Source organism: uncultured Lactobacillus sp. (assembly GCF_947367085.1).
Taxonomy (GTDB): domain Bacteria; phylum Bacillota; class Bacilli; order Lactobacillales; family Lactobacillaceae; genus Lactobacillus.
In genome coordinates, this window is sequence record NZ_CANBCP010000044.1 from 1 (window position 1) to 13613 (window position 13613).

At 34.0% G+C, this 13613-nt stretch carries 13 protein-coding genes; 11 read left to right on the forward strand and 2 right to left on the reverse strand.

The window, feature by feature from the left end; genetic code table 11:
- Positions 1-102: 102 nt before the first annotated feature.
- The 4 genes from pheS to greA all read left to right on the forward strand — a co-directional run bounded on the left by pheS (position 103) and on the right by greA (position 5269).
- Positions 103-1152: a phenylalanine--tRNA ligase subunit alpha gene (gene pheS, locus Q0Y70_RS07370; protein ID WP_297819094.1), complete on the forward strand. Its 1050-nt coding sequence runs from the start codon at positions 103-105 to the stop codon at positions 1150-1152.
- Positions 1152-3566: a phenylalanine--tRNA ligase subunit beta gene (gene pheT / locus Q0Y70_RS07375; protein WP_297819097.1), complete on the forward strand. Its 2415-nt coding sequence runs from the start codon at positions 1152-1154 to the stop codon at positions 3564-3566. Before pheS ends, pheT begins: the two co-directional genes overlap by 1 nt.
- A 41-nt stretch (positions 3567-3607) precedes the next feature.
- The gene (gene mltG, locus Q0Y70_RS07380; protein WP_297819100.1) at positions 3608-4705 is read left to right on the forward strand and encodes an endolytic transglycosylase MltG; all 1098 of its coding nucleotides are present in this window, start codon (positions 3608-3610) and stop codon (positions 4703-4705) included.
- A gap of 75 nt (positions 4706-4780) precedes the next feature.
- Positions 4781-5269: a transcription elongation factor GreA gene (gene greA / locus Q0Y70_RS07385; RefSeq protein ID WP_297819102.1), complete on the forward strand. Its 489-nt coding sequence runs from the start codon at positions 4781-4783 to the stop codon at positions 5267-5269.
- A 29-nt stretch (positions 5270-5298) separates the two neighbouring features.
- Here greA and Q0Y70_RS07390 read toward each other — a convergent pair whose 3' ends face one another.
- Positions 5299-7830 carry a YfhO family protein gene (locus Q0Y70_RS07390; protein ID WP_297819105.1) on the reverse strand — a complete coding sequence of 844 codons (2532 nt, stop codon included), beginning with the start codon at positions 7828-7830 and terminating at the stop codon, positions 5299-5301.
- 112 nt (positions 7831-7942) lie between these two features.
- On the opposite strand from Q0Y70_RS07390, the gene Q0Y70_RS07395 reads away from it, so the two are divergent.
- The 6 genes from Q0Y70_RS07395 (at position 7943) to Q0Y70_RS07420 (ending at position 12237) form a co-directional block, all read left to right on the forward strand.
- Entirely contained in the window at positions 7943-10048 is a 2106-nt protein-coding gene (locus Q0Y70_RS07395) for a penicillin-binding protein 2 (protein ID WP_297819108.1), read from the forward strand.
- A gap of 75 nt (positions 10049-10123) precedes the next feature.
- Positions 10124-10273, forward strand: coding sequence for a 50S ribosomal protein L33 (rpmG, locus tag Q0Y70_RS07400; RefSeq protein WP_003646937.1), 150 nt, complete (start codon positions 10124-10126; stop codon positions 10271-10273).
- A 48-nt stretch (positions 10274-10321) separates the two neighbouring features.
- A complete protein-coding gene (locus Q0Y70_RS07405; protein ID WP_297819112.1) occupies positions 10322-10870 on the forward strand; it encodes a 5-formyltetrahydrofolate cyclo-ligase in 549 nt (182 codons plus the stop codon).
- Between the two features lie 14 nt (positions 10871-10884).
- Positions 10885-11568 (forward strand): rhomboid family intramembrane serine protease, encoded by a 684-nt coding sequence (locus Q0Y70_RS07410; RefSeq protein WP_297819115.1) that lies wholly within the window; start codon positions 10885-10887, stop codon positions 11566-11568.
- Positions 11568-11783, forward strand: coding sequence for a YqgQ family protein (locus Q0Y70_RS07415; RefSeq protein WP_297819118.1), 216 nt, complete (start codon positions 11568-11570; stop codon positions 11781-11783). Before Q0Y70_RS07410 ends, Q0Y70_RS07415 begins: the two co-directional genes overlap by 1 nt.
- 52 nt (positions 11784-11835) lie before the next feature.
- Positions 11836-12237, forward strand: coding sequence for a rhodanese-like domain-containing protein (locus tag Q0Y70_RS07420; RefSeq protein ID WP_297819121.1), 402 nt, complete (start codon positions 11836-11838; stop codon positions 12235-12237).
- A 50-nt stretch (positions 12238-12287) separates the two neighbouring features.
- On the opposite strand, the gene Q0Y70_RS07425 is transcribed toward Q0Y70_RS07420, so the two are convergent.
- A complete protein-coding gene (locus tag Q0Y70_RS07425; protein WP_297819124.1) occupies positions 12288-12467 on the reverse strand; it encodes a DUF3042 family protein in 180 nt (59 codons plus the stop codon).
- A gap of 146 nt (positions 12468-12613) precedes the next feature.
- On the opposite strand from Q0Y70_RS07425, the gene miaA reads away from it, so the two are divergent.
- Positions 12614-13537: a tRNA (adenosine(37)-N6)-dimethylallyltransferase MiaA gene (miaA, locus tag Q0Y70_RS07430; RefSeq protein WP_297819138.1), complete on the forward strand. Its 924-nt coding sequence runs from the start codon at positions 12614-12616 to the stop codon at positions 13535-13537.
- The last annotated feature ends 76 nt before the right edge of the window (positions 13538-13613 follow it).

The following is a 13613-nucleotide window of genomic DNA, read 5'->3' on the forward strand; positions in this document are numbered from 1 at the left end:
TGTGAAAACGCACTTTTGTATTAGTTTGTGTTCATACTAGGTTGTTACCGCGAATCTTCGTCCCTTTTGGGGCGAAGCTTTTTTTGTTGGAAAGGATAAAATATGGACTTATTTGAAAAGTTAGATAAGTTAAGAAAAGAAGGAATACAAGACATCAATCAAGCAACAGATCAAAAAATGCTTGATAAAATTCGTGTCGAATTAGTAGGAAAAAAAGGGCAATTAACTGAAATTCTTCACTCAATGAAGGATATTTCTCCTGCGGATCGTCCAAAGGTGGGACAAGAAGTTAACCAAATTAGAGATCTATTTCAAAAGCAAATTGATGAAGCAAAGAATAAATTCATGCAAGCTTTGATTGAGCAAAAATTAGCTGAAGAAAAGATTGATGTAACTTTACCTGGTAGAAAAGGACATTTAGGCTCAAAGCATCCTATTAACGTTATTTTGGATGATTTAGAAAGTTACTTTATTGGTATGGGATATAAAGTAGTTCAAGGTCCTGAAATTGAAACTGACCATTATTGTTTTGAAATGATGAACCTACCAAAAGACCACCCAGCTCGTGATATGCAGGCAACTTTTTATATTGATGAAGAAGATTTACTAAGAACTCAAACTTCTGGTGATCAGGCTCGTGTTTTAGAAAAGCACGATTTTTCTAAGGGGCCGCTAAAGATGGTGGGACCTGGTAAGGTATACCGCCGAGATGATGATGATGCAACTCACTCACATCAATTCCAACAAATGGAAGGGTTAGTTGTTGATAAAAATGTAACTATGTCAGATCTAAAGGGAACTTTAGAAATGATTGCTAAGCATATGTTTGGACAAGATCGTAAAACTCGCTTACGACCATCATACTTCCCGTTTACTGAACCATCTGTCGAAATGGATGTATCTTGTTTTAATTGTGATGGTAAGGGATGTCCAATTTGTAAGTATACTGGCTGGATTGAAGTTTTAGGTGCTGGCATGGTTCATCCTAATGTTTTAGAAAATGCCGGTGTTGATTCTAATGTATATGGTGGATTTGCTTTTGGACTAGGATTAGACCGTTTTGCAATTTTGAAATATGGTGTATCTGATATTCGTGACTTTTACACTAATGATGTTCGCTTCTTAAAACAATTCCGTAAGGAGGAAGATTAATGCTCGTATCGTATAATTGGTTACAAGATTTTATCGATTTAGATGAAGATCCAAAAGAATTAGCAGAAAAAATTACCAGAACCGGGGTTGAAATTGCATCAGTTGAACACCCAGCTGCAGGCTTGAAAAAGTTAGTGGTAGGTCATATCCTGGAATGCGAATCAATTGAAGGTACTCACTTACATAAATGTCAAGTTGATGTTGGTCAAGATGAGCCAATTCAAATTGTCTGTGGTGCACCTAATGTAGCCACTGGCGAAGATGTCATTGTCGCTCTTCATGGTGCAAGAATTGCAGGAAATGAAAAAATCAAACGTGGTAAGATTCGCGGCGTTGAATCAAACGGTATGATCTGTGGCTTACAAGAAATTGGCTTTGCTGATAAGGTTGTACCTGAAAAGTATGCCAATGGTATTTGGGTTTTTCCTGAAGATGCGGATGTTAAGCCTGGTCAAGATGTTTATGATGCATTAGGTATGAACGATTACATCTTTGATTTTGACATTACTCCTAACCGTGCTGATACCTTATCTATGGAAGGTGCAGCTTATGAAGTAGGTGCAATTGTTGATCAAAAACCTAAGATTGAAAATCCAGTTTTAAAAGAAGATGGTGAAGACTGGACTAATGAATTAGAGGTCACTGTTGATAAAAAATTGGCTCCTAAGTTCTATTTACGTAAAGTTACAGGCGTAAAAATTGGTCCAAGTCCTATGTGGATGCAAAGACGTCTATGGAATGCGGGTATTCGTCCAATTAATAACGTCGTTGATGTAACTAATTATGTAATGTTATTAACTGGCCAGCCAATGCATGCTTATGATGCTCGCAGCTTTGAAAGTGGCAAGTTAGAAGTCAGAAAAGCTCATAAAGGTGAAAAGCTGACTTTGTTAAATGATAAAGAAGTCGAACTTGATCCTAACGATATTGTAATTACTGATGGTCAAAAGCCAGTAATGATGGCTGGAGTAATGGGTGGAAAGAGTTCTGAAGTTGAAAACGACACTGCTGATGTGATTTTAGAATCTGCCATTTTTGATGGAACTTTAGTTAGAAAATCTGCTTTACGTCATGCCAATAGGACTGAAGCTTCTAGTCGCTTTGAAAAAGGTGTAAATTGGGATAATACTCAAAAAGCGCTTGATATGGCTGCAATTTTGTTAAGAAATGATGCTAATGCTACAGTGGCTACTGGAGAAATTAAAGCAACTGATGAAGCTAAACAGCCTGTTGTAATTAAGACAACTGTTTCTTATATCAACAAGGTTTTAGGAACTGAATTATCAGATTCAGAAATTGAAAAAATTTTTGATCGTTTAAGTTTGCCTGCAAAAATTGAAAATGATCAATTAACTGTTAATGTTCCTAATAGAAGATGGGATTTAGAAATTCCAGCTGACTTAGTTGAAGAAGTTGGGCGAATTTATGGTTATGATAACTTAAAATCAACTCAACCTTTACTTGCTGAAACTCATGGTGGATATTCAGAAAAAGAAACTAAAATTAGACGAATTAAAAATATCGTTCAAGGTCAAGGTTTAATGGAAGCTATCTCTTATTCTTTGACTTCACCAGCTAAAGCAATAGCCTTTACTAAGGATCCTAAAGAAACTGTGCAAGTTCAATGGCCGCTCAATTCAAGCAGAAGTACGATGCGTGAAAACTTGATGACTGGATTAGTAGATGCTGCAAGCTATAACATGGCTCGTAAAGAAAAGCAATTAGCCTTTTATGAACAAGGCCGCGTTTATGACCATGATGGTGGTACATTCAATGAACATGAACATTTGGCAACTTTGTATAGCGGAAATACTTTTGATGAAAATTGGCAACATGAAAACCAAAAGATTGATTTCTACTTTGTAAAAGGGCAATTAGAAAACCTATTTACTGCTATCGGTATTAATGACGAGCGTATTGTTTACAAGGCTGAAACAATCGATTGGATGCACCCAACTAGAACAGCGGGTATCTATATTGATGGTCACTATGTTGGAATGATTGGAATGCTAGCTCATATGATTACTATGGCTGAAAAATCTCTTCATGGTAGCGAATTATATGGTTATGAATTAGATCTTGATTTAATTACTTCTTTGATGACTAAGGGTATGAAAGCTAAGTCTGCTCCTAAATATCCTGCTATTATGCGTGATTTATCATTGCTTTTGGATACTGAAATTAGTAATCAACAAGTTGTAGATCAAATTAAAAAATCTGGCGGTAAATACTTAAAAGATGTTAAAGTAATCGACGTTTACTCTGGTAGCCATATCGAAAAAGGCAAGAAATCAATTGCTTACACATTAACGTTCTTAAATGAAAATGATACCTTGACTGATGATGTGGTTAATAAAGCAATGGATAAAATTAATGGTGATTTAAAGGAAAACTTAAAAGTTTCTGTCCGTTAATTGGATTAAGATTGTCTTAGACTAAAATTTCGGGGGAAAGTATGTTAGATCCAGAAAAGAAAAGACAATATGATTTACAAAAAAAAGGTGCTAATAAGGTCACAAGGTGGATTGCCAGTATTATTGGCATAATTTTTGTGGCGGTTATCTTATTTGGTGGTATTTATACGGTTTATGCACTTCAGCCAGCTAATCGTCATGATCAAAATGTGGTCGAAGTTCATGTCCCAGAAGGAGCTACTAATAGTGAAATTGCTTCTCTTTTGAAGCAAAAAGGTTTGATTCGAAATGTCGCAGTTTTTAATATGTGGCTGAAAAGTCATTCCGCTAGTGGATTTCAGGCTGGGGATTTCTATTTATCACCATCGATGAATAACAAAGAAATAGTAAATCAGTTGCAAGGAGGCAGCCGTCCAATAACAGGACATGTCTTGGTTAAAGAAGGTCAAACAATTGACTCTATTGCAACGACTGTTTCTAAAAATACCAAGTATTCTCGTAAGCAATTCTTAGCCTTGATGAAGAATGAAAAATTCTTAAAGTCATTGGAAAAGAAGTATCCGCAGTTGTTAACGTCAAGTATGCAAAGCAAAGATGTCCGCTATCATTTAGAAGGATATCTTTTCCCAGCTAAGTATGACGTTTATCAAGGCGCTAGTTTGAATGAATTAGTAACGCAAATGGTGGAGAAAGAAAATGAAATTTTGAAGCCATATTACAAAGCTATCAAGAAAAAACATCTAACAGTTCAAGAAGTTCTGACTTTAGCGTCTTTAGTTGAGCGTGAAGGTGTCAAAGATTCAGATAGACGTAAGATTGCAGGGGTATTCTTCAATCGATTAGATGCTGATATGCCACTTCAATCTGACATTTCGGTAATGTATGCATTAAATAAACACAAACATTCTCTATCTTTGAAAGATGTTAGAGTTAAATCACCATATAACTTGTATATTCATAAAGGTTTTGGGCCAGGACCATTTAACAATCCATCGTTGAATTCAATATCAGCGGTCTTAAACCCAGAAGATAGAAGTGCAAATTACTTATACTTTGTAGCAAACTTGAAGACTGGAAAAGTTTACTTCTCTCACACTTTAGATGAACATGAGCAAAGAAATTCAAGTTTGGGACAGTAATGTGTTGACATTTTGCAAAAAGAACAATAAGATTTTTGTTGCAAAGAGTTAAAAAGTGAGGAGTATTAAGGACTTATGGCAGAAAAAGTTTATCCTATGACTGCTGAAGGAAAGGAAAAGCTTCAGAAGGAATTAAAAGATTTAAAGTTAGTTAAGCGTCCAGAAGTTATTGAACGTATTAAGGTTGCAAGATCATTCGGTGATTTATCTGAAAACTCAGAGTATGATGCAGCAAAAGATGAACAAAGTGCAGTAGAACAACGTATTATTCAAATTGAACAAATGTTGAAATATGCACAAGTTATTGATGCTGATAGTGTTGATCCTAACGAAGTTTCTATTGGTAAGACTGTGACATATACTGAAGTTGGTACTGATGATCCAGAAAGTTACACTATTGTTGGTTCAGATGAATCAGATCCACTTAATGGTAAGATTTCTAATGATTCTCCAATTGCTCAAGCTTTGCTTGGTAAGAAGAAGGGTGAAAAAGTTACGATCAACACACCTGGTGGAACCTTTGATGTAACTATTAATGATGTTAAAACTAATGCTAATGCATAATTAATAAAAAGGCCTAGTTGCAACTGCGACTAGGTCTTTTTAATTTTGATTAAAATTATAAGTGAAATTAACGTAATTACTAAGCCGATTAAAAGTTCAAACGGAACGTAAACTAATCGAATGTTGTGCTTGCCTTTAGTTAATTTAAAACTGATAAAGGTATTTAACCATGACTTTGTTTTAATTAAGCGTCCATTATCTAAGACTAGCCAATTCTTTGAGTAAGGGATAGTAGTATGAACATATCTTTTTTGAGAGTTCTTGGTATTAAAATTGAGCGACAAAGCTGAAGTTTGAAAAATTTTAGGTTGGAGCTTATCAAAATGCTTAGCAGCTTTTTGATAAGCTTGATTGTTAAATTGGTACAGGTGGCAAGACCCTAAGTTTATTTCCTTGTTATATAGATCAAAAATAATTTTGATAAGCTTGTGTTGATCATTGCTTGCAATAGGAATTAACTTACTTGTTGTTCCAAGATCGCTAGTATCAATAAGGTGATTATTAATATAAAGACTTGCTGATGAAGAGGTTAGATCAGGACTTAATTCAAGATAATAAGTATTATTAGTCTCGCATGTAAAATCGAAGATAATTTTAACTTCACGATCGTCTTTAATTTTGTGATAAGTTGTACCAGTTTGAGTAACATTTTTTAATTTTGCAACTGGCCAAAAAACAGGTTGAAATAAGCTGGTATGATTATCGGTTAAGGAATTGAATAATTTGTTTTGATTTTCTAATGCTGAGGAATTAAGTTGGATATTAGATGGCTTTTTAGAGACCATGACAATTGGAAAAGTATATTTATTCTTTAGGATTTTAAATGGAGCATTGTTTTTAGTGATTGAGTCATAGCTTAGATCACTACGATAATAATTCTCATTGAATTGAGGATTGGAGTTGTCATTAGAAACTATAAAATACTTAATACCTAATAAAGAATCTGTAAGTAAATCAGAATATTGATACGAATAAGAATTATCGTTGTTTTTAAGTCCTAGGTTATCAACCAGATTGATTACTTTCGCATTTGAAATAGAATTAAAGTTGCTTATTCCATAATAGTTATCACTAAATGGATCATTATCAGTATGATTAAAATTTTTTTCAATACGATAAAAAGAAGGATCATCTTTATGGAGTTTATTGGTCAAAGCGGTTAAACGTTGAGTATAGTTAACATAATTGCTGTTTTTTTGATAAGAAATACTATCTAAACTCAGGACCAGATTGATACTAACTTCTAAACCAACTAAGGTATAGAAAAACAGACAAGCGTATTTTTTGTTTATAAAAATAAATAGTAAGAGACTGCATATAATAAAGGCTGCAGAGATCATTACTTTAGTTGAATTTAAGAATGCTACATGTTTTAAATTCAACACCCAGAAAGCGATTAAGACGATAGCCAAGATAAGACAAGTAATAAGTTGTAGTTTGGTGAGGGATGTCTGTTTGCTTAGTAAATTAATAGCTAAATTTATTGCTAAAAATATAAAAGCAAAGCTAGCCCGCGCTGGATACCACACAGGAAACTGTCCCATGTGCCAAATTAGAACCAGCGGATTGAATGAAAGAGAAATAAATAAGAAAATCAGCAAAAGTCCATTAGCAATTCTTGCTCTTGGAGTGAATTTATTACTCATGAAATAAAGAAAGGTTAGGAAAAGAAAGCTGATGGCAAAGTAAACATTCGGCCAGCCGTCAGACATCTCATGAAAGCTAAAACTGCCTGTCACAAACTTATTGAAAACATTCCAGGGCATTAACTGCCAATTTAAATTCCATTGCGTGTTTGAATGGGTTTTGCCAGCTAATAATTCAATAAAAGTCGACAGAAGTAAAAAGGCGTCAAGAGCAGTTGCTAAGATGCTTGCACCAAAATAAGTCTTGAGATACGTTGCTTTGAAGTGATTGATAAAGACCTGCCCAAGAAAATATAAAAAGCCAAATAAAAGGGCCATATATCCAGTATAAAAATTAGTAAACCACAATAAGAAGGTTATTAGACAGAGGTATTTAAAATTATTTTGATCACCAAAAATTCTATTTATCGCATCAATTAATAGTGGCAATAAAATTAAGCTATCAAGCCACATTAAGTTAAGATTATAACAAATGGTATATCCACTAAGCGCAAATGCTAGACTTGCTGCTAATGCATAAATTTTGCTTTCATTGATAAAGCTTTTTTGCCATAAATAATAAGATGTAAGGCCAATAAGTCCTAATTTGAGACTGATTATAATTAAAATGCCTTGTGGTAAAAGATTATTTGGGATTAAAAAAAGAAGTAAGTTGAGCGGACTTGTCAGATAATATGCGCTTGTTGCAATAAAGCTGCCACCTAAGCCCTGATTGAAGTTATAAATTAGGGATAGAGGATTTTTGAATAAGTTATTTTTAAAGAATGAGAGAAAATCCACATATTGTTGACCTAAGTCCACGGTTAGAATGTTCATTTTTCGACAAACAAAATAAATGAAGAAGATAAGCGTTGGGATAATAAAGGCTAAAAAGTATAATAGATAGTCATTCTTTTTTTCTTTAGTTAAATGCATGTGAGATTCCTATTTTTAAAGATTAATGTAAATGTCTTAAATTCTGTCAACAAAAATAGTATTTAGAGCACTTTTTTGCTAAAATCTATTCTAGTCTAGAGAGGTTTTAAATTTGAAATTTTTTAAGCGAAATAAAAAACAAAATTCAAATAAAATAGCAGCATCGACACCACTTAGAATGAATATCATCCTTGGTATCATTTTAGTTTTATTCTTGTTGTTAATTGGCCAATTAGTTTATTTACAACTGGGATATGGTAGTCGTTTTCAAGCTGAAGTCCAAAAAACAGATTCTACAGTGGTTTCTAATAGTGTACCACGTGGAGTTATGTACGATTCAAAAGGACGTGTTTTAGTCGGAAATAAAGCTAATAACGCTATTACTTATACCAAATCGAGCAGTACGACAACTAAGCAAATTTACGCTATTTCTAATAAATTGAGTCATTATATTTCTCTCAATGATGAAAAACCTACCAAACAGCAGCTTTATGAATATTATCTAGCAAATGATACTAATAATAAAAAAATAAATGCTGCTTTACCAAAATCGCAGAAATATAATTCTCACGGCGATGCCTTGGATAATGCGACAGTTTATCGTAATGAACTAGCAGAAGTCGCCAGAAGAGCTCCTAGTTTTACTAAGAGAGAAAAGACAGCTGCCTTAATCTTTAATAAGATTTCTGGTGCTTATACTTTATCGACGATTTACATTAAAAATAAAAATTTAACAGTAAAAGAATTAGCTGATGTGGGTGAACACTTATCACAGCTTCCTGGTGTAGGGATTGGAACAGATTGGTCACGAACTTATCCAAATGGTAAGTCAATTCAAAGTATCATTGGTTCCGTATCTTCAGAAAAAGCAGGACTTCCTAGTGAGAACTTGCAATACTATTTAACGCAAGGTTATTCACGTAATGATCGAGTAGGTACTTCATATCTTGAAGAAAAGTATGAACCTCTTTTAAAGGGAACAAAATCTCAATCCGAAGTTACTGAAAAAGGTAATGATCACATTCAACAGACTAAGACTGTTTATAAAGGCGAAAGTGGAGCTAGCCTCATTTTAACGATTAATTCAAAGTATCAATCCGAAGTTGAAGATGCATTAAAGAAAGTATATGCCTCAGCTCAAGGAGCTGGCGCAACGAAATATTCAAACGGAGCTTACGCAGTAGCTATGGATCCAAATACTGGAGCTCTTTTAGCAGTTGCTGGAATTAATCATAATGCTAAAACTGGCAAAAATACTGATGACGCCTTGGGGGTAATCAACCAATCATTTGTTATGGGATCAGCTGTAAAAGGGGCCACTGTTGCAGGTGGTTTGATGAACAATGTTATCACGCCAACTAATAACACCTTGCCCGATACTCCAATTTATTTACCAGGCTCTCCAGTTAAAAAATCAGTTTATCCAATTGGTACTTTTAGCTCTTTAGATGCTCCGACAGCTCTAGAAGTTTCTTCAAATATCTACATGATGCACTTAGCGATGAAATGGGTAGGAGCCAAATATGAACCTCATACTTTTATTTCAATGCCTAAAAATTCATTTGATATTTTGAGAAGAAACTTTGCTATGTTTGGGTTAGGTCAAAAGACAGGAGTTGACTTACCAGGCGAAGTTTCTGGAATTAAGGGACGTTCATTTAACTCGGAAGGTCAGTTATTAACGGGGTCTGTGCTTGACTTAGCATACGGAAACTATGACGCTTATACTCCAATTCAATTAGTGCAATATGTGTCAACGATTGCTAATGGTGGATATCGTATGAAGCCATATCTTGTTCAATCTGTCGGTAAAACAAATGCTGAAGGCAATAAGGTATCAGTCTTATACAATACTAAGCCAACCGTACAAATGCGTATTCCTTGGACCCAAAATCAACTTGATGTGATTCACCAAGGTTTTTACCGCGTAGTTCACGGAACAAACGGATGGGGAACAGCTCACTTCTTGAATTCAGTTAAACCAGCAATTGCTGGTAAAACTGGTACTGCGGAAACCTTCTATTATAATCCAGATAAACCTGGTGACCCCCATGCTCCTGAAGTTATTAATGCAACTTTTATTGGTTATGCACCAGCAAATAAACCTAAGATTGCAGTTGCGGTTGTCTTCCCTGGATTAGATCCAAACTTAGAAGGAACATACACTCTGCAGGTAGCTAAGCAAATGTTTACAGACTACTTTGCATTAAATAAATAGAAAAAGACTGGCAAAAGTCTTGAAAAAATGGTATAGTTTAACAGTCAATATTAAAACAAATAGGTGGTGGAAAACATGGCAGAACATATTATCCTTGAATGCACCGAATGTGGCGATAGAAGTTATTTATCTGAAAAGAATAAGCGTAAGCATCCGGAACGTTTGGCTTTAAAGAAGTATTGCCCAGTAGAAAGAAAGGTAACACTTCACCGCGAAACTAAGTAATTAAAGGCAACAGGTTATCCTGTTGTTTTTTTGTATATGAATTTTTTAATGAACAAAATTGAATTTCGAAAAAGACAGCATAAAATTTTAAAGGATTTTAGTTTAACAAAGCAAAAAGCAATTCAAGATCAAAAACTTTGCACAAAATTTTTAAATAGTACTTGTTTAAAAAGAGCTCACAAAGTTGGTATCACAATTTCAATGCCTGAAGAAGTCGATACACAGCCGATAATTTATGCAATCAAGGCACTAGGTAAAAGTGTGTATATTCCAAGATGCTTATCTGAACACAAAATGGAATTTACTAAATTCTCAGATGTTCATCAGCTGACTCGAACAAAATTCGGTACTAGTGAAATTTGGAGTAAAGATGCTGAAGTTGATAATGATCTTGATTTAATAGTAGTACCATTATTAGCCTTTGAAATGGAAAAACATTACCGCTTAGGATTTGGCGGTGGTTATTATGATCGATTTTTGAAGAATTTTTCAGGGGAAACTATTTGCTTATTAAATGAAAAACAGGTATATCCTTCATCACTTTGGTCCATCGATGACTTTGATGTTCCAATTCAAAAATATATCTTAGCTAAGTAAAAGGGAGGTAAAACATGCAAACTAGAAAATCAACGATGCCTGTGCCTTATATGACTTTTGCAATTTTGATAGTTTTATTAATTGTATTCTTAGTTGAAACATTTACTGGTGGTTCAACTAATCCAGCAGTTTTGATTAAACTAGGTGCAATGAATAATATGATGGTTGCAGCTTATGATCAATTTTGGCGTTTGTTTACTGCACAATTTTTACATATTGGCTGGCTACATCTAGCTTCTAACGCAGTTATGATTTATTATATTGGTCAATATCTTGAACCAATTATTGGTTCTTGGCGCTTTTTATTTATCTACCTTTTATCTGGCGTTGGTGGCAATATGCTTAGCTTTGCTTTAGGAAGTGATTCTAGTATCGCTGCAGGCGCTTCTACAGCTTTATTTGGATTGTTTGGTGCAGTTATTGCTATATACTTAAAAAACAAGAATATCCCCTTAATATACGGTCTGGGAAGACAAGCCTTAGCTTTGGCTGTAATTAATTTAGTCTTAGATCTTTTTATGAAAGATATTGATATTTTAGGCCATATTGGTGGACTAGCTGCTGGCTTTTTCTTGAGTATTGTTATCGGTAATGATAATTTGGCTAAGTATCATTCAAAAATTCGAGTCTTAGCAGCTGTAGTCTTAATTCTTTATAGTGTTTGGAGTTTGCGTCAAGGAATGGTGATTACACGCTAATGAAAAGCTTATATGATGTTCAGCAAATGTTGGAAAAGTTCAATATTCTAGTTTATGTAGGAAAAAGAAAATGGGATATTGAATTAATGGGAATTGAGCTAGATAATTTACATCATGCTGGTGTAATTAGCGAAAAAGAATATATGTCTGCAAAGTTAATTTTGCATCACGAACATGAAATTGAAGAGCAAAAAGAAGCTAGCGCAAAAAAGTAAGATGGATTATGATAGATGATAGACAAAAACAATTAAGGAGTTTTCCTATAAAATGAACAATATATTTTGGATTATCAACGTCATTTTAATCATCATTATTTTAAGTTTTGGACTGAACTGGTTATGGCTTAAGATCCAAGCTAAAAGAGTTGGTGGTAAACTAACGCAAGCACAATTTGAAGAAGGTAAAAGAAAAGCTCAAATTGTCGATGTTAGAGAAAAAGCTGCTTTTAAAAAGAGTCATATTTTAGGTGCTAGAGATATCCCGATGACGATGTTTAAGTACCAATATCAAGAAATTAGACCAGATTTACCTGTTTATTTATACTCTGACTCTCAAGTTTTAACTTTAAGAGCAGCAAGATTCTTGAAAAAACATGGCTACAAAAAAGTTTATTGGCTTGAAGATGACTTTGATCAATGGAAAGGCCAGACTAAATCTTCTAAATATTAGTCAAAATAAAAACGACTTAGGTGCATTAATGCATTTAAGCCGTTTTTTGATTAGCCTTGGTGAGCTGAAAAGCTCTTACGATTAGCTTTTATACGATTTTCTTCGATTCTGTTAGCTTCTTTTTCTTCTGGCTCTACAACTTTTTTCTTGTAAGTAAATAAGCCTGCAGCTAAAGCACCTACAGTTGCTACAACACCGGTAACAACACCTGCACCAAATCTTTTTGCCATAATAAAGCCTCCTTGTATTATCTGTTATTTAAATTTTATCAGTAAACCTTGCTGAAATAAAGAAAATAAGAGTGTCTAAAGATATATTTTTCGTAGAAAAACCTGATCTGATAAAATAGATGTGAGTTTTGATGAAGGAATTAAATATGAAAAAAATAATAGTAATTGTCGGACCTACTGGAATTGGTAAGACTGATTTAGCCTTAAATCTAGCTGAAAAAATGAATGGAGAAATCGTCTCTGGTGATTCTATGCAGATTTATCAAGAAGTCAGTGTCGGAACCGCCAAGCCGACTAAGTCAGAATTAATAAGAGTTAAGCATTATCTGGTAAATGAAAAGTCAGTTTTTGATGAATATTCAGTTAAAGACTTTGTAGCCCAAGCAAATAAAGCAATCGATCAAATTACTGTAGACGATAAAATCCCTTTTATTGTTGGGGGAACGGGCTTTTATATTAATGCTTTGATTAATAAGATGCAGCTTGGTGAACCAGGAGAATATAAAACAAGTGTTGATCCCAAATGGGAGAAATATCTAAGTCAAAATGGACCTCAAAAATTATGGGACGTATTAAATAAAGAAGATCCGGAAGCTGCTAGCAAGATTGAACCAAATAATAGTCGTAGAACGCTGCGGGCTTTGACGGTAATTGATCGAACCGGCAAGCTTTTCAGCCAGCAGCAAAAACAAATTCTTCCACGTTATGATGCTTTAATTATTGGATTAAACAGCGATCGAGAGCTGGTTTATCAAAGAATCAATCAAAGAGTCGATAAGATGATGAACTTAGGGATTTTAGATGAAGCTAAGTTTATTTTTGATAATCGAAAAAAAGAGCATCAAGTAATTCAAGCAATCGGTTATAAAGAATTCTTTCCATACTTTTTAGGTGAAAAGAGCTTAGATGAGTGTGTAGATAAATTAAAGCAAGCGTCAAGAAAATATGCCAAGCGTCAGTTAACGTATTTTAAGCACCAACTACCAGTTAATTGGGTTGATCCATTGAAAGATTCAAATTATCAACAAGAAGTAGAAGAGATGATTAAAACATTTTTAAATAATAATTGATTCAAGGAGTAGTATTCATTATTTAAATTTAAAATTTTTGAAAAAATATAGTTTTTGTAATTGACGATACCAATCT